We start from the raw sequence: 25,073 nt of genomic DNA on the forward strand, positions 1-25,073 counted from the left end.
ATTTCCTTAGACGGCAATAGCGATTAGCAGCACAACCAGTGCGGCAACCACATACAGGCAATAGAGACGAAAGTCGCCGCTTTGCAGATGCTGTATTTCTTTGGCCAGCCGTTGGGTGGCGCTCACGATGGGGCGGATCACCCGCTCATCCCAGAAGGATTCTGTGCTCTGAGCCCTGGCGGTGACGTGCGCAAGACCTTTATTTAGCCTCAGCGTAGGGTCGAGCTGTTGTCGTAGACGAAATAGCGCACAAAAGACCACACGCAGCGGCTGCATCACGCCATTGCCTGACGGGGCCATCGCATTTTCCCAGCCGTAGCCGCATGCCCAGGCATCTCCTGTGCGACGAAACGCTGCGCGGCGCGAACGACACCACAGCCAGTAAAGGCCAGGCAGCAAAGGCATCGCCAGTAGTAACAGCAACAGTAATGAGGGAGTGACCCGTGTATGAAACGTGCCGGGTACAAGTGCTATTCCGCTGGCGACAGTGACGGGAGGGGTATTGGTAAACGCATGGGCAATATGCATTATCTTCGGTGCCAGCCAACTGGCACTAAGCGCAATGAATACGCAGAGTGCCGCGAGCAGTAGCATGGCGACGATCATCGTATTTGGCACTTCCTGTGCCTCTTCAGCGTGTGTACTGCGCGGCGCTCCACAAAAAGTAATACCGTACATTTTGACGAAGCACATTACTGCCAGCCCACCAGTGACTGCCAGCATCACCATAGCAATAGGACCCGCAAGTTGTAGCGCTACGGCTTCCACACGACTTAGTGAGAACAGCGACTGCCAGGTGTACCATTCGCTGATAAAACCATTCAGCGGAGGAATGGCTGATATCGCGAGGCAACCAATCAGGCATGCTGCGGCTGTCCACGGCATACGTTTCGCCAGTGCCCCCATTTTTTCCATGTCGTGGGTATGCAAACGCGAAATAATCGCACCCGCGCCGAGAAACAGCAGCCCTTTGAACAGCGCATGGTTGAGCAGATGAAACAGCGCGCCGAGCAGTCCAACAACGGTGAGCAGCGGGTCGTGCAGTGACAGACCGACCATCGCCACACCGACCGCCAGCAAAATAATGCCGACGTTTTCGACGGTACTCCAGGCCAGCAGCCGTTTGATATCCTGTTCCGCCAGCAGATCCATCGCTACTTTCAGGATGCCGAAAATACCGATTTTGACCATTACGCCAGACATCAACGCCGAAGCGTGCGATGGTGCGGCAGGGTGAGCGCGCGGCAACCAGCTGTGCAACGGCATCATCCCGGCTTTCGCGCCAAAACCGAAAAAGGCCAGCAGGAACACCGCCGACGCCAGCCCCGGAGAAAGTGAAAGCGTGCGGAAACTGGCAAAATCGAGGCTGCCGCTTTCGCGCCCCATCAGCAAGAAGGCGATCATTATCAGCACCGATCCGGCGTGGGCGATAAAAAAGTAGAGCATGCCAGCGTTGATCGACGTTTTATCCTGCCTGGCAATGACCAGAAACCAGGAAGACAGCGACATCATTTCAAACAGCACGATGAACCAAAAAGCGTTGTCCATCACCAGCAGGGCAACCATCGATGCGATGAAAAGATTCATAAAGAAGCCCATCGCCGCCGCGCCTTTGCCCTCGTATTCGCGCATATAAGTCAATGAATAGAGAGAACAAACCACCACCAGCAAGGAGATAACCAGCACCATAAATGCCGAGAGGCTATCCATTCGTAGGGTTAAATCGGCAAAGTCAAAAGGCGTGGCAAAACGGGCGACTAAAGTTACGCCTGCATGTAAATGCGTAATTCCGCTGATGATGCCAATCACGCCACCCACCAGCGATGTGATGCCGGAAAGCTTAATAGCCAGTCTGTCCAGACCGAGTAAAAACAGCGAAACCAGACTGGCAAACAGATAGAGGATCAGCGACCAGGTTAATAATTGCAGGGCATCCATTAGCGTTGCTCCTGAGTGAGGGAAAGGGGATCCTCCCCGCCATTGGCAAACCAGCTTGCGGCAAGGCGCTGTTTTTCTTTCATCTGACGTTGCAGGCTATCGTCGGTGATCAGCCGTAACGCCTGATTCGGGCAAGCGCGAACGCAGGCCGGACCTTCTGGCAAGAAATCACACAGGTCGCATTTCACCGCGACGGTCTGGACACCCGGTTCCCAGCGCAGCAAAGCATGTTGGGTCGGCGCGTTTACTTCTCCGTCTTTGAGTGAGCCCTCAGCCTGAAAAACATATTGCGCAGGGGCATTCACCGGACGGCTTCCTGAAGCGCTGATTGCGCCAAATGGGCAGACCACGGCACAAAGCTTGCAGCCTATACAGAGGCTTTCGTTGAGTTGGATCGCATCATCCCTCTGGGAGATGGCATTGACCGGGCAGACCTGCAGGCAAGGGGCTTCCTCACAGTGATGACACACGACAGGGGCAGTGAGTGTTGACGTCTTCGCCAGGGCCAGGCGCGGGTGTTGCTGTAAACCTTGCGTTTTATGCACGTCCGAACAGGCAGCGAGACAGGTATTACATCCTGTACACCACAGTGGTTCGGCCACCACAAAGCGGTTCATGTCGGCTCCTTGAAAATGATATGAAACATTGCATTTCATATTGCATAAAGGATGCCAGTCTGATTAATTTAGTATATTCAATAAGTTATGTGTTAACTGGATTCTGAACGGTACAAAAATGATGGTCATTAACGTTCAGCAATAAATGGATTCGACACCCGTGTCGCAGGGGAAAGGGAGAATGTGATCTTGATCACGAGAAGTGAGGTATGCTGACCGCAAGCGCAGCCAGCACGGAATGGAGCAAAGGAATCAGGCGTGTTCTTTCAGCCAGTTCAGCACAACGTCGTGGTGATTGCTGGTTTTGAAATCGTCAAAGACATGTTCGATTTTGCCATCAGCGTCAATCAGGAAGCTGATGCGATGAATACCATCGTAGGTTTTGCCCATGAAGGACTTTTCACCCCAGACGCCGAATTGTTCGCACACCTGGTGGTCCTCATCAGACAGGAGTGTAAAGTTAAGCAGCTCTTTTTCCGCAAAACGGGAGAGTTTTTCGGGTTTATCGGTGCTGATACCCAGCACATCAACGCCCGCTTTTTTCAACTCATCCATGTTATCGCGTAAGCCGCAGGCCTGTACGGTACAGCCGGGGGTCATGGCTTTCGGGTAGAAATAAACCAGAACACGCTGTCCCTGGAAGTCGGTCAAATTAACTTGTTCTCCGTCTTGATCCGGCAAGCTAAATTTCGGTGCGATATCACCGGCTTTCAGTGGATTCATTACTTAACTCCATCCTGTTCATCATGTTGGGAATAATTGACGACGTTAATACTGCCTTGTGCATTGAGTTCTGTACATAGGGCTTTGAACGCTTGCTCAATATTTGCTGCGTCCGCAGATGCGGGGCTGTGGGCGGTTATCTGAATATGCAACTGCGCAGCCCGTTCATTTTCAGCAGGTTGCGTGCGCGACACCAGCTCCGCAATGTTCATATGATGCGCGTCGAAAAGTGCTGTGAAGCGTTCAATTAAATGCGGGGAGTCTGCCACATCGACCTGAACCCAGACAGATGCTGGCATTGGCGGACGCGGACGCGCCGTCGTGCGCTTCATCACGATTAAAAGATCCAGCTCGGCACCTTTCAACGGTAACGTTGATTCAATCAGAGTAATGGCATTCCATGAACCGGAAAGCAGCATGATAAACGTGAACTCTTCTCCCAGCATCGCCAGGCGACTGTCTTCAATATTACAGCCGCAACTACTGACATGACGGGTGATGGTGTTCACAATTCCAGGGCGATCGGCACCCAACGCAGTGATCACCAGATAATGTTGCGATGACAGTGTCAAACTGGTTATTCCTTTAAGGGGTGAGTTGTTCTTAAGGAAAGCATAAAAAAAACATGCATACAACAATCAGAACGGTTCTGTCTGCTTGCTTTTAATGCCATACCAAACGTACCATTGAGACACTTGTTTGCACAGAGGATGGCCCATGTTCACGGGAAGTATTGTCGCGATTGTTACTCCGATGGATGAAAAAGGTAATGTCTGTCGGGCTAGCTTGAAAAAACTGATTGATTATCATGTCGCCAGCGGTACTTCGGCGATCGTTTCTGTTGGCACCACTGGCGAGTCCGCTACCTTAAATCATGACGAACATGCTGATGTGGTGATGATGACGCTGGAGCTGGCTGACGGGCGCATTCCGGTGATTGCCGGAACCGGCGCTAACGCTACTGCGGAAGCCATTAGCCTGACGCAGCGCTTCAATGACAGTGGTATCGTCGGCTGCCTGACGGTAACCCCTTACTACAATCGTCCGTCGCAAGAAGGTTTGTATCAGCATTTCAAAGCCATCGCTGAGCATACTGACCTGCCGCAAATTCTGTATAATGTGCCGTCCCGTACTGGCTGCGATCTGCTCCCGGAAACGGTGGGCCGTCTGGCGAAAGTAAAAAATATTATCGGAATCAAAGAGGCAACAGGGAACTTAACGCGTGTAAACCAGATCAAAGAGCTGGTTTCAGATGATTTTGTTCTGCTGAGCGGCGATGATGCGAGCGCGCTGGACTTCATGCAATTAGGCGGTCATGGGGTTATTTCCGTTACGGCTAACGTCGCAGCGCGTGATATGGCCCAGATGTGCAAACTGGCAGCAGAAGGGCATTTTGCCGAGGCACGCGTTATTAATCAGCGTCTGATGCCATTACACAACAAACTATTTGTCGAACCCAATCCAATCCCGGTGAAATGGGCATGTAAGGAACTGGGTCTTGTGGCGACCGATACGCTGCGCCTGCCAATGACACCAATCACCGACAGTGGTCGTGAGACGGTCAGAGCGGCGCTTAAGCATGCCGGTTTGCTGTAAAGTTTAGGGAGATTTGATGGCTTACTCTGTTCAAAAGTCGCGCCTGGCAAAGGTTGCGGGTGTTTCGCTTGTTTTATTACTCGCTGCCTGTAGTTCTGACTCACGCTATAAGCGTCAGGTCAGTGGTGATGAAGCCTACCTGGAAGCGGCACCGCTTGCGGAGCTTCATGCCCCGGCTGGAATGATTTTGCCGGTGACCTCCGGTGATTATGCAATCCCGGTGACCAACGGTAGTGGTGCTGTCGGTAAGGCGCTGGACATTCGTCCACCAGCCCAGCCGCTGGCACTGGTTTCTGGCGCGCGTACCCAGTTCACGGGCGATACCGCTTCATTGCTGGTGGAAAATGGTCGTGGCAATACTCTGTGGCCGCAGGTGGTTAGCGTGCTGCAGGCGAAAAACTACACCATCACCCAACGTGATGATGCTGGTCAGACACTGACCACCGATTGGGTACAATGGAACCGTCTGGACGAAGACGAGCAGTATCGTGGTCGTTATCAAATCTCTGTTAAGCCGCAGGGTTATCAGCAGGCGGTTACGGTTAAACTGCTGAACCTGGAACAGGCGGGCAAACCGGTTGCAGACGCGGCTTCCATGCAGCGTTACAGCACGGAGATGATGAACGTTATTTCCGCCGGTCTGGATAAATCTGCCACTGACGCCGCGAACGCTGCGCAAAATCGTGCCTCCACCACTATGGACGTACAAAGTGCAGCTGATGACACCGGTTTACCAATGCTGGTCGTACGCGGGCCGTTCAATGTGGTTTGGCAACGTCTGCCAGCGGCGCTGGAAAAAGTGGGCATGAAAGTGACCGACAGCACCCGTTCGCAGGGCAACATGGCCGTAACTTACAAGCCGCTGTCTGACAGCGACTGGCAGGAACTGGGCGCGAGCGATCCAGGCCTGGCATCCGGTGACTATAAACTGCAGGTTGGCGATTTAGATAACCGCAGCAGCCTACAGTTCATCGATCCGAAAGGTCATACTCTGACTCAGAGTCAGAACGACGCGCTGGTAGCTGTCTTCCAGGCTGCGTTTAGCAAGTAAAAATACAGGGCTGGAGTCATCCGGCCCTTTTTTCTGATATGATACGCAAACGTGTGCGTCGGCAGAAAAATGCGATTTTAGCGGTAATTCGCACAAAATTTGTTTGTCGGACGTAGGTCGGATAAGGCGTTCTTGCCGCATCTGACAAAACATCCGGCACACCAGACAGCAAAAGATTTTAAAACGTTAATTCACACCCAGGAGTGATAAAGATGCAAAAGCAAGCTGAGTTGTATCGTGGTAAAGCGAAAACCGTATACAGCACGGAAAACCCGGACCTGTTGGTGCTCGAATTCCGCAATGATACGTCAGCAGGGGATGGCGCGCGCATTGAGCAGTTTGATCGCAAAGGTATGGTGAACAACAAGTTCAACTACTTCATTATGAGCAAACTGGCTGAAGCGGGTATCCCGACTCAAATGGAGCGTCTGCTCTCCGATACCGAATGTCTGGTCAAAAAGCTGGATATGGTGCCGGTTGAGTGTGTCGTGCGTAACCGTGCTGCTGGCTCTCTGGTGAAACGTCTTGGAATCGAAGAAGGTATTGAGCTGAACCCGCCGCTGTTCGATCTGTTCCTGAAAAACGACGCCATGCACGATCCGATGGTCAACGAATCTTACTGCGAAACCTTTGGCTGGGTGAGCAAAGAGAACCTGGCGCGTATGAAAGAGCTGACCTACAAAGCGAACGACGTGCTGAAAAAACTGTTCGATGATGCTGGTCTGATTTTGGTCGACTTTAAACTGGAGTTTGGCCTGTACAAAGGTGAAGTGGTACTGGGCGATGAGTTCTCCCCGGACGGTAGCCGCCTGTGGGACAAAGAAACGCTGGAGAAAATGGACAAAGACCGTTTCCGCCAGAGCCTCGGTGGCCTGATCGAAGCCTATGAAGCCGTCGCCCGCCGCCTGGGTGTACAGCTGGACTGATTTTTCTGTTCATCATCTTGCCGTGCAGCTGGCACGGCAAGACAACCGCTCTCGGAAGATGTGCATTGAACGCTCATTCCTCCGCCATTTCATCCCGCTTTCCTGTGGTAATCTTCCTCTGAACCACCTACGATCATTTCTATAATGAATATATTGTTGAGGTATCTATGCGTTGGCAAGGGCGACGTGAAAGTGACAATGTTGAAGACAGGCGCAACAGCTCTGGTGGTCCGTCAATGGGCGGTCCAGGTTTTCGCCTGCCAAGCGGTAAAGGCGGGCTGATTTTACTGATAGTCGTGCTGGTTGCAGGCTACTATGGCGTTGATTTAACCGGGTTGATGACCGGACAGCCGGTTTCCCAACAGCAATCAACACGGTCAATTAGTCCTAATGAAGACGAAGCCGCAAAATTCACTTCGGTGATTCTGGCAACCACGGAAGACACCTGGGGACAGCAATTCGAGAAGATGGGTAAAACCTATCAGCAACCGAAGCTGGTCATGTACCGTGGAATGACGCGCACCGGCTGCGGGGCGGGCCAGTCCATTATGGGACCGTTCTATTGCCCGGCGGATGGCACGGTTTATATCGATCTCTCCTTCTATGATGAAATGAAAGACAAACTTGGCGCGGATGGCGATTTTGCCCAGGGGTACGTTATCGCCCATGAAGTCGGTCATCATGTGCAGAAACTGTTAGGCATCGAGCCGAAAGTTCGTCAACTGCAACAAAACGCGACGCAGGCGGAAGTGAACCGCTTATCTGTGCGTATGGAACTCCAGGCCGACTGTTTTGCTGGTGTCTGGGGGCATAGTATGCAGCAGCAAGGCGTTCTGGAAACCGGCGATCTGGAAGAGGCGCTGAACGCGGCGCAGGCCATCGGCGATGACCGTTTACAACAGCAAAGTCAGGGGCGAGTAGTACCAGACAGTTTCACTCATGGCACTTCTCAGCAACGCTACAGCTGGTTTAAACGTGGTTTCGACAGCGGTGATCCGGCACAATGCAATACTTTTGGTAAAAGCATTTAACTTCCGGGGCAGGGATGGCTGAACTGACTGCGCTTCACACATTAACAGCGCAAATGAAACGTGAAGGGATCCGCCGCTTGCTGGTGTTGAGCGGGGAAGAGGGTTGGTGTTTTGATCATGCGCTTAAGTTGCGTGATGCCTTACCTGGCGACTGGCTGTGGATTTCGCCGCAGCCAGATGCTGAAAACCACTGTTTTCCCTCGGCGCTACAAACTTTACTTGGGCGCGAGTTCCGGCATGCGGTATTCGACGCCCGTCACGGCTTTGATGCCGCTTCCTTTGCCGCACTTAGCGGAACGTTGAAAGCGGGAAGCTGGCTGGTGTTGTTACTCCCTGTATGGGAAGAGTGGGAAAACCAACCTGATGCCGACTCGCTGCGCTGGAGTGATTGCCCTGACCCTATTGCGACGCCGCATTTTGTCCAGCATCTCAAACGCGTACTTACGGCGAATAACGACGCTATCCTCTGGCGGCAGAACCAGCCGTTCACGTTGGCGCATTTTACTCCCCGTACTGACTGGCACCCCGCGACCGGCGCACCACAGCCAGAACAACAGCAACTCTTACAGCAGCTACTGACCATGCCATTGGGCGTGGCGGTGGTAACGGCTGCGCGTGGGCGCGGTAAATCGGCGCTGGCAGGGCAACTCATTTCTCGTATTGCGGGTAGTGCGATTGTCACCGCGCCCGCAAAAGCGGCAACGGATGTACTGGCACAATTTGCGGGCGAGAAGTTTCGCTTTATTGCGCCGGATGCCTTGTTAGCCAGCGATGAGCAAGCCGACTGGCTGGTGGTCGATGAAGCCGCAGCCATACCTGCGCCGTTGTTGCATCAACTGGTATCGCGTTTTCCTCGAACGTTGTTAACCACTACGGTGCAGGGCTACGAAGGCACCGGACGTGGTTTTTTGCTGAAATTTTGCGCTCGCTTTCCGCATTTACACCGTTTTGAACTGCAACAGCCGATCCGCTGGGCGCAGGGATGCCCGCTGGAAAAAATGGTTAGTGAGGCACTGGTGTTTGACGATGAAAACTTCACCCATACACCACAAGGCAATATCGTCATTGCCGCATTTGAACAGACGTTATGGCGAAGTGAGCCAGAAACGCCGTTAAAGGTTTATCAATTATTGTCTGGTGCGCACTACCGGACTTCGCCGCTGGATTTACGCCGCATGATGGATGCACCAGGTCAACATTTTTTACAGGCGGCTGGCGAAAACGAGATTGCCGGAGCGCTGTGGCTGGTGGATGAGGGCGGATTATCTCAAGAACTCAGTCAGGCGGTATGGGCGGGTTTTCGTCGCCCGCGGGGTAATCTGGTGGCCCAGTCGCTGGCGGCGCACGGCAGCAATCCACTGGCGGCGACATTGCGCGGACGGCGGGTCAGCCGGATAGCAGTTCATCCGGCTCGTCAGCGGGAAGGCACAGGGCGGCAACTTATTGCTGGTGCTTTGCAATATACGCATGACCTCGACTATCTTTCAGTGAGTTTTGGTTACACCAGGGAGTTATGGCGTTTCTGGCAACGCTGCGGTTTTGTGCTGGTGCGAATGGGTAATCATCGTGAAGCCAGCAGCGGTTGCTATACGGCGATGGCGCTGTTACCGATGAGTGATGCGGGTAAACAGCTGGCTGAACGTGAGCATTACCGTTTACGTCGCGATGCGCAAGCTCTCGCGCAGTGGAATGGCGAAACGCTCCCTGTTGATCCACTAAACGATGCCGTCCTTTCTGACGACGACTGGCTTGAACTGGCCGGTTTTGCTTTCGCTCATCGTCCGCTATTAACGTCGTTAGGTTGCTTAATGCGTCTGTTACAAACCAGCGAACTGGCATTACCGGCGCTGCGTGGGCGTTTACAGAAAAACGCCAGTGACGCGCAGTTATGTACCACACTTAAACTTTCAGGCCGTAAGCTGTTACTGGTCCGTCAACGCGAAGAAGCCGCGCAGGCGCTGTTCGCACTTAATGATGTTCGCACTGAGCGTTTGCGCGATCGCATAACGCAATGGTAATTTTTTCACTGACTCCTTCAATTTTCTCCCATGGTCATTGTGAGTCAGCGGCGTAAAATTAATGACATCAGTTAAGGAGTTCGCCATGAAACATGACCATTTTGTTGTTCAAAGCCCGGATAAACCTGCGCAACAGTTGTTACTGCTTTTCCACGGTGTCGGGGATAACCCGGTGGCAATGGGGGAAATAGGCAGCTGGTTTGCGCCGCTATTTCCTGATGCGCTGGTGGTGAGTGTCGGAGGCGCGGAGCCGAGCGGTAATCCGGCGGGGCGTCAGTGGTTTTCGGTGCAGGGTATTACGGAAGATAATCGCCAGGCGCGTGTGGATGCCATCATGCCGACGTTTATTGAGACGGTGCGATACTGGCAGAAACAGAGCGGAGTAGGGGCTAACGCCACGGCACTAATCGGTTTCTCTCAAGGCGCGATTATGGCGCTGGAGAGCATTAAAGCCGAACCGGGCCTTGCTTCGCGCGTCATTGCCTTTAACGGACGCTATGCCAGTCTGCCGGAAACCGCGTCTACAGCCACGACAATTCACTTGATTCATGGTGGTGAAGATCCGGTTATCGATCTGGCGCATGCGGTTGCGGCGCAGGAAGCGTTAATCAGTGCCGGTGGTGACGTGACGCTGGATATCGTGGAGGATTTAGGCCATGCGATCGACAATCGCAGTATGCAATTTGCCCTGGATCACTTGCGTTATACCATTCCGAAACATTATTTCGACGAAGCGCTAAGTGGCGGTAAGCCTGGCAATGATGATGTGATTGAAATGATGTAATAATAACCGGGTAGGCCTGATAAGACTGTATCAGGCATCATGGCCGGATGTGGCGTGAACGCCTTATCCGGCCGCTCAGCTTACTTCTTCGGTTGATCCTTTTTCGGCCAGTCGTCGTCATCGTCCCACTTATCGTTGAAATCACGATGCGGGGGAAGCTCCGGCTTGTTGGCGAGAAATTTCTTATGGTCGACGCGCTTGAGATCTTTAATCACGTTCAGCAGGACGCCTACCAAAAAGACAATCACCAGAATCCACCAATATTTAGCCAGCCAGTCCATGCTTATTTCCTCTTGCAGAACCACTCATCAGGCGACGAGCTGTTCCATGATACGTTGATACATACGGGCAAGTAGCTGCAGGTCGGCAGCGTTCACACATTCATTAATTTTATGAATAGTGGCATTGACCGGCCCGAGTTCCACCACCTGCGCCCCCATGCGGGCAATAAAGCGCCCGTCGGACGTTCCGCCTGTGGTCAGTAGCTGCGGTTTAATTTCATTATAGTGCTCAACCGCGTTAACGACCGCATCCACCAGTTTACCGCGCGCGGTCAAAAATGGCTGCCCGGAAAGCCACCATTCCACCGTATAACGCAGTTGATGTTTTTCAAGCAGGGCAAGTACCTGCGCTTTGATCATCTCATCAGTCAGTTCGGTGCTGAAGCGGAAGTTAAACTGCACAAACAGTTCACCCGGAATAACGTTGTTACTGCCCGTTCCCGCCTGAATATTGGCAATCTGCATACTGGTCGCCGGGAAGAATTCATTGCCCTGATCCCACTCAATAGCCACTAATTCATTAAGGAAAGGTGCTGCGCGATGTACCGGATTGTCAGCCAGATGTGGGTAGGCAACATGCCCCTGCACGCCATGAATGGTGAGGTTGCAGGTTAACGATCCGCGACGACCATTTTTCACCACATCACCTACCACTTCGATACTCGACGGTTCGCCAACCAGGCAGTAATCGAGACGCTCATTACGTGCCATCAACGCTTCGACGACTTTTACCGTACCGTTATGGGCACTGGCTTCTTCATCAGAAGTGATCAGAAATGCCAGTCGACCTGCATGGTTGGGATGTTGTGCGACAAAGCGTTCTGCCGCTACCACCATCGCTGCCAGCGAGCCTTTCATATCTGCCGCACCGCGCCCGAATAACATGCCATCACGAATGGTGGGTTCAAACGGCGGATTGATCCAACGATCGGCGTCGCCAGGCGGCACCACGTCGGTATGCCCGGCAAAGGCCAACGTTTCACCTTGCCCACGCCATGCCCAAAAATTCTGCGTATCGGCAAAATCCATGCGTTCAACGGTAAAACCGATCGCCTGCAAACGTTCAATCAACAAAGCCTGACATCCTGCGTCATCAGGACTCAGGGAAGGGCGGCGAATAAGCTGTTGTGTCAGCTCAATAACCGGGCACGACATAGACTACACCTCATGGAAAAATTGCTGATAACTGGAATCACTAAAACCCAGCAGCATAGGCTTACCAGGCGCGCAGAGCAATGGACGTTTGATAATTGCAGGCATTTCAGTCATTAATGCCGCCGCAGAGGCCGCATCAGTGATTTTATTGCGGGTGGTTTCGTCCAGTTTACGCCAGGTTGTACCACGGGTGTTGAGTAACGCTTCCCAGCCTAATTCGTTGATAAAACCGTTCAATAATTCGCTGTCCAGCCCATCGACGCGGTAATCATGAAAACGATAGTCGATGTTATTGGCTTCCAGCCAACGGCGAGCCTTTTTAATGGTGTCACAATTTTTGATACCGTAAAGTGTAACCATAATGAATCCTTTTTCGATTTATGAGAATAAATACTCATTTAAGGGTGAAAACATTTTGCCTGCAAATGATTATCAGGAAATATAACATTATCGAAGTATTCAAATTAACAACTATTAAATAATATTAAACATTTTTAACGTAAACATTAAGAATATTCATCTTGTTATCTGTCTGTATTTTAACCAGAATTAAATCAGTATTAGATGCCGTATGAATATCTCGAAATGTTGCTGTGTATCACATACAAATCATCACCGCAGGACCATAGTATTTACATAAGATTTGTCCCCCCGGAGGTAGTCATCGCAGCAATCGAGTAAATTAGCTTCACCACGGTATATTGTTTCCGTAGAATACCCATAATTATAAGAGAGGTTGTTATGATTGAACGTGAACTGGGGAACTGGAAAGACTTTATCGAAGTTATGCTTCGTAAGTAATTCCTGAGACAAAGTACAAAAAGCAAGAACCTGCTGAGCAAGTTCTTAATCGGAAAGTTGAAAAAGGCGACACATTGGCATGTCGCCTTTTTTATTGCTTATTCCGGGCGCGGCTTCAGCGGGAAGCGGCGGCGCACCAGCACAAAGAACAGCGGCACGAAGTAAATAGCCAGAATAGTGGCCGAAATCATCCCGCCCATTACGCCAGTACCCACCGCATGCTGACCACCGGAACCGGCACCCGTGCTGGTTGCCATTGGCAATACGCCGAAGATAAATGCCAGCGAGGTCATCAGAATCGGGCGTAAACGCTGACGGCAGGCGTGGAGCGTCGCTTCAAACAGGTCGTGGCCTTTTTGGTTCATCTCGTTAGCAAACTCGACGATCAGGATGGCGTTTTTCGCCGATAAACCAATGACCGTTAACAGGCCCACCTGGAAGTAAACGTCGTTTTCCAGCCCGCGCATCCAGGTTGCCAGCAGCGCGCCGATAACCCCCAGCGGCACGACCAGCATTACCGAGAACGGCACCGACCAGCTTTCATACAGCGCCGCCAGACACAGGAATACCACCAGCAAGGAAATGGCGTACAGCGCCGGAGCCTGCGCGCCGGAAAGCCGCTCCTGATACGACATCGCCGTCCACTCCAGACCAAAGCCGTTTGGCAGCTGCTTCACTAACGATTCCATAATATCCATCGCCGTACCAGTACTGACCCCCGGTGCGGCTTCCCCGACAATCTCTACCGCAGAATAACCGTTATAGCGTTCCAGACGCGGCGAGCCTGTTTCCCAGCGTGAGGTCGCGAAAGCAGAGAAGGGCACCATGCCGCCATCTTTATTTCGGACATACCAGAGATTAATGTCATCTGGCAGCATGCGATACGGCGCAGCTGCCTGCACATAGACTTTCTTCACGCGACCGCGATCCATAAAGTCATTCACATAGCTCGAACCCCAGGCGGTTTGCAGTGTGTCGTTAATATCGTCGATAGCAACGCCCAGCGCCTGAGCTTTACGCTGGTCGATATCAATCTGCAACTGCGGACTGTCGTCGAGGCCGTTATGGCGCACACGGGTTAGCTCCGGGTTTTCCGCCGCCAGCGCCAGCAACTGGTTACGTGCTGCCATCAGCGCATCGTGACCTGCTCCAGCGTGGTCCTGCAACTCCATATCAAAACCCGCAGAACTGCCAAGACCGCTAATTGCTGGCGGGCTGCTGGCGATAACGCGAGCTTCTTTAATCTTGTTAAACGCCTTCGTTGCACGCTCGATAATGGCAAACGAGGTGCCGGTCTTACTGTCGCGTTCGCTCCAGTCTTTCAGGCGGATAAACATTCGCGCCACGTTTTGCCCGTTACCCCCAGGGCCAGAACCAACAGTGGCAAACACCGACATGATGTTGTCTTTTTCATGGGTGAAGTAATATTTCTCGATTTGCTCAACGACTTTCAGGGTCTGTTGTTGGGTTGAACCGCTGGGCAATTGTACCGAGGTAGTAAACATGCCACGGTCTTCCAGCGGTAAGAACGACGTCGGCAAACGCAGGAACAGGAACACCATGCCGCCAAGCAGCAGGACATAAATCACAATCCAGCGCAGGCTGCGGTGGAGAATTTTCGCCACCCCTTTTTCGTAGCGTTCGGCGTTGCGGTTAAACATCTGGTTAAACCAGGCAAAAAAGCCTTTTTGCCCGTGATGCTCACCCTTTTTCAGTGGCTTAAGTAGCGTGGCACACAGAGCCGGAGTGAGGATCATCGCTACCAGTACTGACAGCACCATCGCCGCAACAATGGTAATAGAGAACTGGCGATAGATGGCACCGGTGGTGCCGCCGAAGAAGGCCATTGGTACAAATACCGCCGAAAGCACCATCGCAATCCCGACCAGTGCCCCCTGGATCTGCCCCATCGATTTACGTGTGGCTTCGCGAGGAGTGAGTCCTTCCTCACTCATAATACGTTCGACGTTTTCCACCACCACGATGGCGTCATCCACCAGCAGACCGATCGCCAGTACCATTGCGAACATGGTTAAGGTGTTGACGCTGTAACCGAAGGCGTAAAGTACGGAGAAGGTTCCCATCAACACCACCGGCACGGCGATAGTGGGTATCAGCGTGGCGCGGAAGTTTTGCAGGAACAGATACATAACGAGGAAAACCAGAGCGATAGCTTCCAGCAGCGTTTTCACCACGTCTTCAATGGAGGCTTTAACAAACGAGGTGGTTTCATACGCCACCTTGTATTCCAGTCCGTGCGGGAAATACTGCGCCAGCTCGTCGAGACGATTGAGCACCAGCTCCGCTGTCGCCATTTCGTTCGCGCCGGAGGCCAGTTTTACCCCCAACCCGGAGGCTGGCTTACCATTGAAGCGGCTAAGATAATCGTATTTCTCTGCCCCCATTTCGACGGTGGCGACATCGCCCAGCCTTACCTCTGAGCCGTCCTGATTCACCCGCAAGGTGATATCGCGGAACTGTTCTGGTGTTTGCAGCAGTGACTGGGCGTTAATGGTGGCGTTGAGCGCCTGCTTATCGACGGAAGGCGTACCACCAAGTTGCCCAACCGCAATCTGCGCGTTCTGTGACTCAATGGCATCAGTGACATCTTTAGCCGTCATCTGGAAACTGTTGAGTTTCGCCGGGTCCAGCCATATACGCATGGAATATTGCGAACCATAGGCATCGATATCCCCAACGCCATTCACGCGGCTTAACGGATCCTGAATATTACTGGCAACGTAATCGGCAATATCCTGTTTATCCATCGAACCATCGGTAGAGACGAAGGCAATGGTCAGAATGTTGGTATCGCCGGTTTTACGCACCGTCACGCCCTGATTTTGCACTGCCTGCGGTAACTTTCGCATGGCAGATTGCAGCTGGTTTTGTACTTGCTGCACGGCTTCGTCCGGATCGGTGCCTGCTTTAAAACTTAAAGTGACAGATGCCTGACCGGTGCCGCTGCTCTGAGATGACATATACATCAGATTATCGAGACCGGTCATATTTTGCTCGATAACCTGGGTCACGGTGTTTTCCAGCGTCTGGGCCGATGCGCCGGGATAGTTAGCGGTCACTCGCACATTCGGTGGCGCGAGATCGGGGTATTGTTCAACGGGCAATGAAAAAATCGCCAGGGTCCCTGTCAGACACAACAGGATTGCCAGCACCCAGGCAAAAATGGGGCGATCAATAAAGAAATTCGCCATTAAAAGAGGACCTCGTGTTTCTGCGTATCGTTGTAGGCTTGACTTGCTTCACTGTAGCGGCAAGGTACGAGCCAATCGTGGAGAAAAAAAGGAGTTAATGTAAATTATCATGCCCTTTTATACTGAACCTTAAGTGCCAGTATTCTTTGGTCAGTCGGAGGCATTACATCAGCTGGCTTTCCTCACCCTCCGCGGAGCGAAAGCTAATACTCACTAACGTGCCGCCGCCGGAAGGTTGCGAAAAAGTCAGCGTCCCACTCAATCTTTCCGCGCGTTCACGCATGATATTCAGACCATAATGGCCTTCGGGTTCTTTCGGTTCACCGATGCCAATCCCGTTGTCGCGAATATAGACTGTGTGATTGCCATCCGGCGCGGTGACGCAGCTAACGGCGATTTCGCTGGCGTTGGCGTGCTTCATCGCATTCAGCACCGCTTCGCGAATAATTTGCAACAAATGCACCTGCATTTGCGCATCCAGCGCCAGGGTTGGCAGACGGCAGTCGAGGGTCAGTTTGGCGCTGGTTTGATTTTGTAACGTATCCAGCATTTCCCTCAACGCGGAGGGGAGATCCGCCTGCTGCAGCGTCAGGCGGAAAGTAGTTAACAGCTCGCGTAACTGCCGATAAGCATCATTCAACGCCTGGGAAAAATCGGCCATGATACTTTGTGCGGTGGCATTATCTTCCGGTATCGAACGCTTCAGTAACGTCAACTGGATACGTAAGTAAGAAAGTACCTGAGCCAGCGAGTCGTGCAATTCGCGGGCGATGGTCGCACGTTCTTCCATCAACAATAACTGCTGAAAATGCTTCTGCGCCTGATTAAAGTACAAACCGCGTCCCAGCATCGACGAAACGCTATTAAGCAGCGGTTCTGATGATGAAACGTGACTATTTTGCCAGTGCAGTTCGCCGTAAACCGTCTCTTGCATTGTCACCGGTAAAATCTGCATCGGCAATTCCGGGTTTGGTTGCCCTTCGCTAATCCGCCAGTTTTCACCGACATTTAACTCCAGATATTCAGCCGCTTCATTGTCGCGAACAATCTGCAAAATATGGCGGAAACAATGCACATCAATCTGGCTGGTGTTCAGCGCCTGCGAACACTGATACAACACCTCCAGACGACGCTTGGCCTCGTGGAGATCGCGGGTCTTTTCTTCTACTGACGCCTCCAGCGAACGGTACAATTTATGTAGCTCGCTCGACATCTGGTTAAAGGTTTTTGCAAGCAGGCCAAGCTCATTCGGCAGGCTGGTATCCAGCGGCGGCGAGTCGAACTGCCCGTGTTCAATACGCTGACTGGCGGTAACCAGCTGATTCAGCGGGGCAACCACCTGATGGCGTATGCGGCGCAAAGTAAAAAAGACCAGCGTGAAAATACCGATGCCGCCAGCCAGGGAAATTGCCACCACCAGCAGCATTTTGCGTTCAGCGTAGTGCTGTAAAGCCAGCACGAACAGGTCTATCTGATTAACATAATTATTAATATTGGCCTGATACCACGGCAAGTCGCCCTTGCTGAGCCGATTATTCATCTCCAGCCAGTTGGCATTCAGATGCGCATAGCGGGTTTTTACTGCTTCTGGCACATACCAGACGTTGAGATTGGTTAATACCGGTGAATGCAGTGCCTGCTGAAATAACTGGCGATGTGCATTGAGTTGTGGACTGCCACTTTGCAAGTCGTAGCCCAGGCGGTAACTCTGCATACGCAGCGATCCGGCAATATTGATAGCCTCAGCGTCGCGCAAACTGCTCGCCAGAGTTAGCAGAGCGATACCCGTGGAAAGAATCGACAGCAGCACAATGTAAAAAAAGGCCCGGGCCAGACTGGCCGAGACGGGTCGTTTAACAATCACACGCGTCTTCTCCACAAAAAATCATTAATGTTCCAGTTCGCTGAAACACAATTTAGTCAGTGATGGGATTATTTGATCTGCCACAGTTTATAGCGAAATAGTTACTTATTCTGGGCACATGAACATTGCCGATTCCCCTGTAAGTCGGGTAATAACAACACTCATATAAAGAATAAGGTTTTTACAACCAAAAAAGAAGGTCGTTATGAATCGTTTTATTATGGCCAACAGTCAGCAATGTCTGGGGTGTCATGCTTGTGAAATCGCCTGTGTCATGGCTCACAATGATGAACAACATGTCTTGAGCCAACACCATTTTCATCCCCGAATTACGGTTATCAAACATCAGCAGCAACGTAGTGCAGTGACCTGTCACCATTGCGAAGATGCGCCCTGCGCCCGTAGCTGCCCTAATGGCGCAATCAGCCACGTTGATGACAGCATTCAGGTCAATCAGCAAAAGTGTATTGGCTGTAAATCCTGCGTGGTGGCCTGTCCATTTGGTACGATGCAAATCGTCCTTACCCCCGTCGCGGCAGGAAAAGTAAAAGCCACGGCGCATAAATGCGACCTTTGTGCAGGGCGCGAAAACGGTCCTGCCTGTGTCGAGAATTGCCCGGCAGACGCGCTGCAACTGGTCACTGATGCCGCACTCTCCGGCATGGCGAAATCCCGCCGCTTGCGTACCGCACGTCAGGAACATCAACCGTGGCATGCCAGTACCGCGGCTCAAGAAATGCCGGTAATGAGTAAAGTCGAGCAAATGCAGGCAACGCCCGCGCGTGGCGAGCCGGACAAACTGGCGATTGAAGCGCGTAAAACCGGTTTTGATGAAATTTATCTGCCATTCCGTGCCGATCAGGCACAACGGGAAGCCTCGCGCTGCCTTAAGTGCGGCGAGCACAGCGTTTGTGAATGGACCTGCCCGCTGCATAACCATATTCCGCAGTGGATTGAACTGGTGAAAGCCGGAAACATCGACGCCGCCGTCGAGCTTTCTCACCAGACCAACACTCTGCCGGAAATTACCGGACGCGTTTGTCCGCAAGACCGTTTGTGTGAAGGAGCCTGTACTATTCGCGATGAGCACGGTGCAGTAACTATCGGCAACATTGAACGCTACATTTCAGATCAGGCGTTGGCGAAAGGTTGGCGTCCTGACTTAAGCCATGTCACCAAAGTGGACAAGCGGGTGGCGATTATCGGTGCGGGTCCGGCAGGGCTGGCCTGTGCGGATGTTCTGACCCGCAATGGCGTGGCGGTGACGGTGTACGATCGCCATCCAGAAATTGGTGGCTTGCTCACTTTCGGCATTCCTTCTTTCAAACTGGATAAATCCCTGCTGGCACGCCGTCGGGAAATCTTCAGCGCGATGGGGATTCACTTCGAACTCAATTGTGAAGTGGGTAAAGATGTCTCTTTGGATTCGCTTTTGGAACAATACGACGCGGTCTTCGTTGGCGTAGGCACTTACCGTTCCATGAAAGCGGGTTTACCCAATGAAGATGCGCCAGGCGTTTATGACGCGCTGCCGTTCCTCATCGCCAACACTAAACAGGTGATGGGACTCGAAGAGCTACCGGAAGAGCCGTTTATCAATACCGCCGGACTCAACGTCGTGGTACTGGGCGGCGGCGACACCGCGATGGACTGTGTGCGTACCGCGCTGCGCCACGGCGCGAGTAACGTCACCTGCGCTTATCGTCGTGATGAAGCTAACATGCCAGGCTCGAAGAAAGAGGTGAAGAACGCCCGCGAAGAGGGGGCCAACTTTGAATTTAACGTCCAGCCGGTGGCGCTTGAGCTGAATGAGCAAGGTCACGTTTGCGGAATTCGTTTCCTGCGCACGCGTCTTGGCGAGCCGGATGCCCAGGGGCGTCGGCGTCCAGTGCCGGTGGAAGGCAGTGAATTTGTCATGCCAGCCGACGCGGTGATTATGGCGTTTGGCTTCAATCCACACGGGATGCCGTGGCTGGAATCGCACGGTGTAACGGTAGACAAATGGGGCCGCATCATCGCGAATGTGGAAAGCCAGTACCGTTATCAGACCACGAATCCGAAAATCTTCGCCGGTGGTGACGCCGTGCGTGGTGCGGATCTGGTGGTTACCGCAATGGCAGAAGGACGTCATGCGGCACAGGGGATTATTGACTGGCTGGGGGTAAAATCAGTCAAATCTCACTGATAGCCTGCGCAGACAAACCCGGCTTCACAGCGTAAGATAATTGTTCATTTCGCGCTGTGGAGTCGGTATGACGCAACAAATCACCCTCATTAAAGACAAAATTCTCTCCGATAACTATTTCACCCTGCACAACATTACTTACGATCTCACGCGCAAAGATGGCGAAGTTATCCGTCATAAACGTGAAGTTTACGATCGCGGTAATGGTGCGACGATCCTCCTGTACAACGCGAAGAAAAAGACCGTGGTTCTGATTCGTCAGTTCCGTGTCGCTACCTGGGTTAATGGCAATGAAAGCGGGCAACTGATTGAAACCTGCGCCGGGCTGCTGGATAACGACGAACCGGAAGTGTGCATTCGCAAAGAAGCGATTGAAGAGACGGGCTATGAAGTGGGCGAAGTGCGCAAATTATTTGAACTGTATATGTCCCCAGGCGGTGTGACTGAGCTAATCCACTTTTTTATCGCCGAATACAGTGACAATCAGCGCGCTAACGCCGGTGGCGGTGTCGAAGATGAAGATATTGAAGTGCTCGAGCTGCCGTTCAGCCAGGCGCTGGAGATGATCAAAACCGGCGAGATACGTGACGGTAAGACGTTGTTATTGCTTAACTATTTGCAAACGTCACATTTAATGGACTGAAAAATAACAATAATATTTCGTTGTTTATTGTTGGCTCAATCCGACAAATCCGATTGAGCCGCGCTACCTGCGCAACGAAGATACGACTTGTGCTGTTTGTTTGAACTTCTGGGGTCGTACCGTCCATGCGCTATCGCATTTTCCTTCTCTTTTTTTTCGCTTTGTTGCCGACGTCTTTGGTGTGGGCGGCACCAGCGCAACGGGCGTTTTCCGACTGGCAGGTCACCTGTAATAATCAAAATTTTTGTGTGGCGCGCAATACGGGCGATCATAATGGACTGGTGATGACCCTGAGCCGCAGCGCCGGGGCGCATACCGATGCCGTTTTACGTATTGAGCGCGGCGGATTGAAGTCGCCGGATGCGTCAGAAGGGGAGATAGCGCCACGGCTGCTGTTAGATGGCGAGCCGTTGGCGTTAAGTGGTGACAAGTGGCGGATTTCACCATGGTTATTAGTAACCGATGATACGGCAACCATCACCGCGTTTTTGCAGCTGATTCAGGAAGGGAAGGCAATCACCTTACGCGATGGCAATCAGACCATTTCTCTGAATGGCTTAAAAGCGGCGTTGTTGTTTATTGATGCTCAGCAAAAGCGCGTTGGCAGTGAAACCGCGTGGATAAAGAAAGGGGACGAACCGCCGCTCAGCGTACCGCCCGCGCCTGCGCTGAAAGAGGTCGCGGTGGTTAACCCAACGCCGACGCCACTCTCACTCGAAGAACGCAACGATTTGCTGGATTATGGAAACTGGCGGATGAATGGTCTGCGCTGCTCGCTTGATTCATTGCGTCGAGAGGTAAATGTCACTGCGCTGACCGATGATAAAGCGCTGATGATGATTAGCTGTGAGGCAGGGGCCTATAACACCATTAATTTGGCCTGGATTGTGTCGCGTAAAAAGCCACTGGCCTCGCGCCCGGTTCGGTTACGTTTGCCGTTCAACAGCGGTCAGGAGACGAATGAACTGGAACTGATGAACGCAACATTCGATGAAAAATCGCGTAAACTGGTGACCTTAGCAAAAGGGCGCGGATTAAGCGATTGTGGCATTCAGGCGCGCTGGCGCTTTGACGGTCAGCGTTTTCGCCTGGTGCGTTACGCCGCAGAACCCACCTGTGATAACTGGCATGGGCCAGACGCCTGGCCCACGTTGTGGATCACCCGTTAAACAAAATCCCAGATGCGCCCCTAAAAAGCGCATGGACCGTCCCCTCGCCCCTCTGGGGAGAGGGTTAGGGTGAGGGGAACATACAGCATCCGGCGATCACCATCAGGCACCTTTCACTCCCAGCACCTTATGCGCTTTTGCCACAATATTCTCGGCGGTAAAGCCAAAGAACGGGAACAGCTTATCCGCCGGAGCAGATTCCCCGTAACCCGTCATCCCGACAATTGCCCCTTTCAGACCAACATACTTGTACCAGTAATCGGCAATACCTGCTTCCACCGCCACGCGAGCCGCAACGTTAGAAGGCAACACCGACTCCCGATATTCCTCATCCTGGGCGTCGAAAATATCGGTCGAGGGCAGGGAAACTACGCGTACATTGCGACCTTCTCCCGCTAATTTCTCTGCCGCTTGCAGGGTGATTTCCATCTCTGAACCGGTGGCAATCAAAATAATATCTGGCTTACCGCCGCTGTCTTTCAGTACATAACCGCCACGAGCAATCTCTTTAACCTGATCCGGCGTACGTTCCACCTGGGCCAGATTCTGCCTGGAGAGGATCAGTGCCGTCGGTCCGTTGTGGCGCTCAACGGCCAGCTTCCAGCCCACCGCTGCTTCCACCTGATCGCACGGTCGCCAGGTGCTGAAATTTGGCGTTAAGCGCAAACTGGCCAGTTGCTCAACAGCCTGGTGGGTCGGACCATCTTCCCCTAAGCCAATTGAGTCGTGGGTATAAACCATAATCTGCCGCGCTTTCATCAGTGCCGCCATCCGCGCGGCGTTACGGGCGTATTCAACAAACATCAGGAACGTCGCGGTATACGGCACGAAGCCGCCGTGGTGCGCAATGCCATTGGCGATAGCGGTCATGCCAAATTCCCGCACCCCGTAGTGAATGTAGTTGCCCGCCGGATCTTCCTTCAGCGAAACAGAACCTTTCCAGATGGTCAGGTTGCTGGGAGCCAGATCCGCCGAACCTCCGAGCAACTCAGGCAGCATCGGCCCGTAAGCGTTAAGCGTATTTTGCGAAGCCTTACGGGTAGCGATTTTCGCCGGATTTGCCTGTAATTCATTGATATATTTCTGAGTCGTTTTCTCCCAGTCCTTCGGTAAACCACCGCTCATCCGACGGGTAAACTCTTCTGCCAGTTGCGGATGAGCCTTTTTATAGGCGGCAAACTTCTCATTCCAGCTCTGCTGCGCTTTTTCGCCTTTTTCGCGGGCATCCCAGGCGTGATAAATCTCTTTAGGGATTTCAAATGGCGGATGGTGCCAGCCCAGTTTTTGCCGTGCCAGCGCCACTTCTTCTTCCCCCAGCGGTGCGCCATGCGCCTCTTCCTTACCTGCTTTATTCGGCGATCCAAAGCCAATCACTGTACGACAGATAATCAGCGACGGCTTATCTTTCACGCTTTGCGCTTCAAGGATCGCTTCCTTCACCGCCTGCGGATCGTGGCCGTCGATCTCGTGGATCACATGCCAGTGATAGGCTTCAAAACGTTTTGCTGTATCGTCGGTAAACCAGCCTTCGGTTTCACCGTCGATGGAAATACCGTTGTGATCGTAAAAACCAATTAGCTTGCCCAGTCCCAGCGTGCCCGCCAGCGAACAGACTTCGTGGGAAATACCTTCCATCAGGCAGCCGTCGCCCATAAACACATAGGTGAAGTGATCGACGATCTCATGATCCGGCTGGTTAAACTGCGCCGCCAGTGTACGCTCTGCTATCGCCAGTCCGACGGCGTTCGCCAAACCTTGTCCAAGTGGACCGGTGGTGGTTTCAACACCTGGCGTATAGCCAATCTCCGGGTGACCTGGGGTTTTTGAATGCAACTGACGGAAGTTCTTCAGCTCTTCCAGCGGCAGGTCGTAACCGGTCAGATGCAGCAAACTGTAGAGCAGCATCGACGCGTGGCCGTTGGAAAGAATAAAGCGGTCGCGATCATACCAGGTTGGGTCGGTAGGATTATGTTTAAGAAAATCGTTCCACAGCACTTCGGCAATATCAGCCATGCCCATCGGCGCGCCGGGATGACCAGAATTGGCTTTTTGTACCGCATCCATACTGAGTGCGCGAATCGCATTGGCAAGGTCTTTTCGGGACATATAACACTCCGTGGCTGGTTTATAGTTTGGCGGCAAGAAGATCTTCCAGTTTGCGTTGATCAACGGCGAACAGACGAATGCCTTCAGACAGTTTTTCTACCGCCATCGCATCCTGATTGTGCTCCCAACGGAACTCCGCTTCGCTCATGGGAGCTGGGCGTGGGAACGTCTGAGAAGGTGGGATTAATTTACGTACCACTGGCGAAACTTTTTCCTGCAGCTCCTTCAGCAAATTCGGTGCGATAGTCAGTCGATCGCAGCCGGTTAAGGCGAGGATTTGTTCGGTGCGACGGAAGCTCGCGCCCATCACAATGGTTTCATAGTGGTGTTGCTTATAGTAGTCGTAGATATTGCGCACCGATTTAACGCCCGGATCTTCTTCCACCACATACGGGTCCATCGGCTTGCGTGCCTGATACCAGTCATAAATACGCCCGACAAACGGCGAAATCAGAAATACGCCTGCTTCTGCACAGGCCCGCGCCTGTGCAAAAGAAAACAGCAGCGTCAGGTTGCAGTTAATACCTTCTTTTTCCAGCTCTTCTGCCGCGCGAATTCCTTCCCAGGTCGAAGCCAGCTTGATCAGAATGCGTGATTTCTCAACGCCTTGTTGCTGATACAAGTCCACCAGATGGCGCGCCTTCTCAATACTCTTTTCTTTATCAAAAGAGAGGCGTGCATCAACTTCTGTTGACACGCGACCGGGTACGATTTTGAGAATTTCAGCACCGAAATTTACCGCCAGTTTGTCACACGCTGCGACCACCTGTTGTTCCTGGGTCTTGCCATTTTTTCTACCCCAGGCGATAGCATCGTCTATTAAATGCTCATATTGTGATAATCCGGCAGCCTTGAGTAACAGCGAAGGATTGGTGGTGGCATCCTGGGGATGATAATGGCGAATGGACTCAATATCGCCGCTGTCTGCCACGACAGTGGTGAACTGTTTGATGCCGTCTAACTCGTTCATAGG

Annotated in this window: 21 protein-coding genes; 10 read left to right on the plus strand and 11 right to left on the minus strand. The window is 52.5% G+C overall.

Annotation, left to right across the window (positions count from 1 at the left end; translation table 11 throughout):
- Nucleotides 1–6 precede the first annotated feature (6 nt).
- From ACJHX3_RS09295 to ACJHX3_RS09310, 4 genes are all read right to left on the minus strand, one after another.
- Complete coding sequence (locus tag ACJHX3_RS09295; protein WP_094308044.1) at nucleotides 7–1,938, minus strand: hydrogenase-4 subunit B; 1,932 nt, start codon at nucleotides 1,936–1,938, stop codon at nucleotides 7–9.
- The gene (gene hyfA, locus ACJHX3_RS09300; protein WP_001366628.1) at nucleotides 1,938–2,555 is read right to left on the minus strand and encodes a hydrogenase 4 subunit HyfA; all 618 of its coding nucleotides are present in this window, start codon (nucleotides 2,553–2,555) and stop codon (nucleotides 1,938–1,940) included. The genes ACJHX3_RS09295 and hyfA overlap by 1 nt, the downstream gene beginning before the upstream one ends.
- A gap of 252 nt (nucleotides 2,556–2,807) precedes the next feature.
- Nucleotides 2,808–3,278, minus strand: a complete 471-nt coding sequence (bcp, locus tag ACJHX3_RS09305; protein ID WP_001068682.1) for a thioredoxin-dependent thiol peroxidase — start codon at nucleotides 3,276–3,278, stop codon at nucleotides 2,808–2,810.
- On the minus strand, nucleotides 3,278–3,850 hold the full coding sequence (locus ACJHX3_RS09310; protein WP_000176187.1) for a glycine cleavage system transcriptional repressor: 573 nt from the start codon (nucleotides 3,848–3,850) through the stop codon (nucleotides 3,278–3,280). Before ACJHX3_RS09310 ends, bcp begins: the two co-directional genes overlap by 1 nt.
- A gap of 145 nt (nucleotides 3,851–3,995) precedes the next feature.
- Here ACJHX3_RS09310 and dapA point away from each other — a divergent pair, with 145 nt between their 5' ends.
- From dapA to ypfH, 6 genes are all read left to right on the plus strand, one after another.
- Nucleotides 3,996–4,874, plus strand: coding sequence for a 4-hydroxy-tetrahydrodipicolinate synthase (gene dapA, locus ACJHX3_RS09315; protein WP_001295469.1), 879 nt, complete (start codon nucleotides 3,996–3,998; stop codon nucleotides 4,872–4,874).
- Between the two features lie 16 nt (nucleotides 4,875–4,890).
- Nucleotides 4,891–5,925 (plus strand): outer membrane protein assembly factor BamC, encoded by a 1,035-nt coding sequence (gene bamC / locus ACJHX3_RS09320; RefSeq protein WP_001297320.1) that lies wholly within the window; start codon nucleotides 4,891–4,893, stop codon nucleotides 5,923–5,925.
- 212 nt (nucleotides 5,926–6,137) lie between these two features.
- Nucleotides 6,138–6,851 (plus strand): phosphoribosylaminoimidazolesuccinocarboxamide synthase, encoded by a 714-nt coding sequence (gene purC / locus ACJHX3_RS09325; protein WP_001295467.1) that lies wholly within the window; start codon nucleotides 6,138–6,140, stop codon nucleotides 6,849–6,851.
- A gap of 167 nt (nucleotides 6,852–7,018) precedes the next feature.
- Nucleotides 7,019–7,882 (plus strand): neutral zinc metallopeptidase, encoded by an 864-nt coding sequence (locus ACJHX3_RS09330; RefSeq protein WP_001267503.1) that lies wholly within the window; start codon nucleotides 7,019–7,021, stop codon nucleotides 7,880–7,882.
- A 14-nt stretch (nucleotides 7,883–7,896) separates the two neighbouring features.
- Entirely contained in the window at nucleotides 7,897–9,900 is a 2,004-nt protein-coding gene (gene tmcA, locus ACJHX3_RS09335; RefSeq protein ID WP_087891229.1) for a tRNA cytosine(34) acetyltransferase TmcA, read from the plus strand.
- 85 nt (nucleotides 9,901–9,985) lie between these two features.
- A complete protein-coding gene (gene ypfH, locus ACJHX3_RS09340) occupies nucleotides 9,986–10,684 on the plus strand; it encodes an esterase (protein WP_000679814.1) in 699 nt (232 codons plus the stop codon).
- A gap of 80 nt (nucleotides 10,685–10,764) precedes the next feature.
- Here the strand turns inward: ypfH and ACJHX3_RS09345 are convergent, their stop codons facing one another.
- From ACJHX3_RS09345 to ACJHX3_RS09355, 3 genes are read right to left on the minus strand one after another with little or no spacing between them, the layout of a single operon-like run.
- Nucleotides 10,765–10,965, minus strand: coding sequence for a YpfN family protein (locus tag ACJHX3_RS09345; protein ID WP_000383836.1), 201 nt, complete (start codon nucleotides 10,963–10,965; stop codon nucleotides 10,765–10,767).
- Between the two features lie 27 nt (nucleotides 10,966–10,992).
- On the minus strand, nucleotides 10,993–12,120 hold the full coding sequence (gene dapE, locus ACJHX3_RS09350) for a succinyl-diaminopimelate desuccinylase (protein WP_001277792.1): 1,128 nt from the start codon (nucleotides 12,118–12,120) through the stop codon (nucleotides 10,993–10,995).
- A gap of 3 nt (nucleotides 12,121–12,123) precedes the next feature.
- Complete coding sequence (locus ACJHX3_RS09355; RefSeq protein ID WP_000258247.1) at nucleotides 12,124–12,480, minus strand: ArsC family reductase; 357 nt, start codon at nucleotides 12,478–12,480, stop codon at nucleotides 12,124–12,126.
- Nucleotides 12,481–12,861: 381 nt separating this feature from the next.
- Between ACJHX3_RS09355 and ypfM the strand changes: the two genes are divergently transcribed.
- Nucleotides 12,862–12,921 carry a protein YpfM gene (gene ypfM / locus ACJHX3_RS09360; RefSeq protein ID WP_001386977.1) on the plus strand — a complete coding sequence of 20 codons (60 nt, stop codon included), beginning with the start codon at nucleotides 12,862–12,864 and terminating at the stop codon, nucleotides 12,919–12,921.
- A 98-nt stretch (nucleotides 12,922–13,019) separates the two neighbouring features.
- On the opposite strand, the gene acrD is transcribed toward ypfM, so the two are convergent.
- Nucleotides 13,020–16,133, minus strand: coding sequence for a multidrug efflux RND transporter permease AcrD (gene acrD, locus ACJHX3_RS09365; RefSeq protein WP_001273136.1), 3,114 nt, complete (start codon nucleotides 16,131–16,133; stop codon nucleotides 13,020–13,022).
- A 163-nt stretch (nucleotides 16,134–16,296) separates the two neighbouring features.
- Nucleotides 16,297–17,997, minus strand: a complete 1,701-nt coding sequence (narQ, locus tag ACJHX3_RS09370; RefSeq protein WP_001445869.1) for a nitrate/nitrite two-component system sensor histidine kinase NarQ — start codon at nucleotides 17,995–17,997, stop codon at nucleotides 16,297–16,299.
- Nucleotides 17,998–18,202: 205 nt separating this feature from the next.
- Between narQ and aegA the strand changes: the two genes are divergently transcribed.
- The 3 genes from aegA to ACJHX3_RS09385 all read left to right on the plus strand — a co-directional run bounded on the left by aegA (nucleotide 18,203) and on the right by ACJHX3_RS09385 (nucleotide 21,994).
- On the plus strand, nucleotides 18,203–20,182 hold the full coding sequence (gene aegA, locus ACJHX3_RS09375; protein ID WP_094321839.1) for a formate-dependent uric acid utilization protein AegA: 1,980 nt from the start codon (nucleotides 18,203–18,205) through the stop codon (nucleotides 20,180–20,182).
- Nucleotides 20,183–20,249: 67 nt separating this feature from the next.
- Nucleotides 20,250–20,825, plus strand: a complete 576-nt coding sequence (nudK, locus tag ACJHX3_RS09380; RefSeq protein ID WP_094308042.1) for a GDP-mannose pyrophosphatase NudK — start codon at nucleotides 20,250–20,252, stop codon at nucleotides 20,823–20,825.
- 125 nt (nucleotides 20,826–20,950) lie between these two features.
- A complete protein-coding gene (locus tag ACJHX3_RS09385; RefSeq protein ID WP_094321840.1) occupies nucleotides 20,951–21,994 on the plus strand; it encodes a DUF1176 domain-containing protein in 1,044 nt (347 codons plus the stop codon).
- 102 nt (nucleotides 21,995–22,096) lie between these two features.
- Here ACJHX3_RS09385 and tkt read toward each other — a convergent pair whose 3' ends face one another.
- Both tkt and tal read right to left on the minus strand, forming a co-directional pair.
- On the minus strand, nucleotides 22,097–24,100 hold the full coding sequence (gene tkt, locus ACJHX3_RS09390; RefSeq protein ID WP_000087280.1) for a transketolase: 2,004 nt from the start codon (nucleotides 24,098–24,100) through the stop codon (nucleotides 22,097–22,099).
- A gap of 19 nt (nucleotides 24,101–24,119) precedes the next feature.
- On the minus strand, nucleotides 24,120–25,070 hold the full coding sequence (gene tal, locus ACJHX3_RS09395; RefSeq protein ID WP_001003734.1) for a transaldolase: 951 nt from the start codon (nucleotides 25,068–25,070) through the stop codon (nucleotides 24,120–24,122).
- Nucleotides 25,071–25,073: the final 3 nt, after the last annotated feature.

The sequence above is a fragment of the Escherichia sp. WS1265 genome, assembly GCF_046487585.1.
GTDB lineage: Bacteria > Pseudomonadota > Gammaproteobacteria > Enterobacterales > Enterobacteriaceae > Escherichia > Escherichia coli.

Excerpts from the sequence above, each read along its gene's own strand:
- dapE (WP_001277792.1), bottom strand. The coding sequence starts at position 12,120 with ATGTCGTGCCCGGTTATTGAGCTGACACAACAGCTTATTCGCCGCCCT.
- ACJHX3_RS09345 (WP_000383836.1), bottom strand. The coding sequence starts at position 10,965 with ATGGACTGGCTGGCTAAATATTGGTGGATTCTGGTGATTGTCTTTTTG.
- ACJHX3_RS09295 (WP_094308044.1), bottom strand. The coding sequence starts at position 1,938 with ATGGATGCCCTGCAATTATTAACCTGGTCGCTGATCCTCTATCTGTTT.
- nudK (WP_094308042.1), top strand. The coding sequence starts at position 20,250 with ATGACGCAACAAATCACCCTCATTAAAGACAAAATTCTCTCCGATAAC.
- bamC (WP_001297320.1), top strand. The coding sequence starts at position 4,891 with ATGGCTTACTCTGTTCAAAAGTCGCGCCTGGCAAAGGTTGCGGGTGTT.
- hyfA (WP_001366628.1), bottom strand. The coding sequence starts at position 2,555 with ATGAACCGCTTTGTGGTGGCCGAACCACTGTGGTGTACAGGATGTAAT.
- ACJHX3_RS09330 (WP_001267503.1), top strand. The coding sequence starts at position 7,019 with ATGCGTTGGCAAGGGCGACGTGAAAGTGACAATGTTGAAGACAGGCGC.
- dapA (WP_001295469.1), top strand. The coding sequence starts at position 3,996 with ATGTTCACGGGAAGTATTGTCGCGATTGTTACTCCGATGGATGAAAAA.
- ypfH (WP_000679814.1), top strand. The coding sequence starts at position 9,986 with ATGAAACATGACCATTTTGTTGTTCAAAGCCCGGATAAACCTGCGCAA.
- ACJHX3_RS09355 (WP_000258247.1), bottom strand. The coding sequence starts at position 12,480 with ATGGTTACACTTTACGGTATCAAAAATTGTGACACCATTAAAAAGGCT.
- purC (WP_001295467.1), top strand. The coding sequence starts at position 6,138 with ATGCAAAAGCAAGCTGAGTTGTATCGTGGTAAAGCGAAAACCGTATAC.
- aegA (WP_094321839.1), top strand. The coding sequence starts at position 18,203 with ATGAATCGTTTTATTATGGCCAACAGTCAGCAATGTCTGGGGTGTCAT.
- tmcA (WP_087891229.1), top strand. The coding sequence starts at position 7,897 with ATGGCTGAACTGACTGCGCTTCACACATTAACAGCGCAAATGAAACGT.
- ACJHX3_RS09385 (WP_094321840.1), top strand. The coding sequence starts at position 20,951 with ATGCGCTATCGCATTTTCCTTCTCTTTTTTTTCGCTTTGTTGCCGACG.
- acrD (WP_001273136.1), bottom strand. The coding sequence starts at position 16,133 with ATGGCGAATTTCTTTATTGATCGCCCCATTTTTGCCTGGGTGCTGGCA.
- tkt (WP_000087280.1), bottom strand. The coding sequence starts at position 24,100 with ATGTCCCGAAAAGACCTTGCCAATGCGATTCGCGCACTCAGTATGGAT.
- tal (WP_001003734.1), bottom strand. The coding sequence starts at position 25,070 with ATGAACGAGTTAGACGGCATCAAACAGTTCACCACTGTCGTGGCAGAC.
- bcp (WP_001068682.1), bottom strand. The coding sequence starts at position 3,278 with ATGAATCCACTGAAAGCCGGTGATATCGCACCGAAATTTAGCTTGCCG.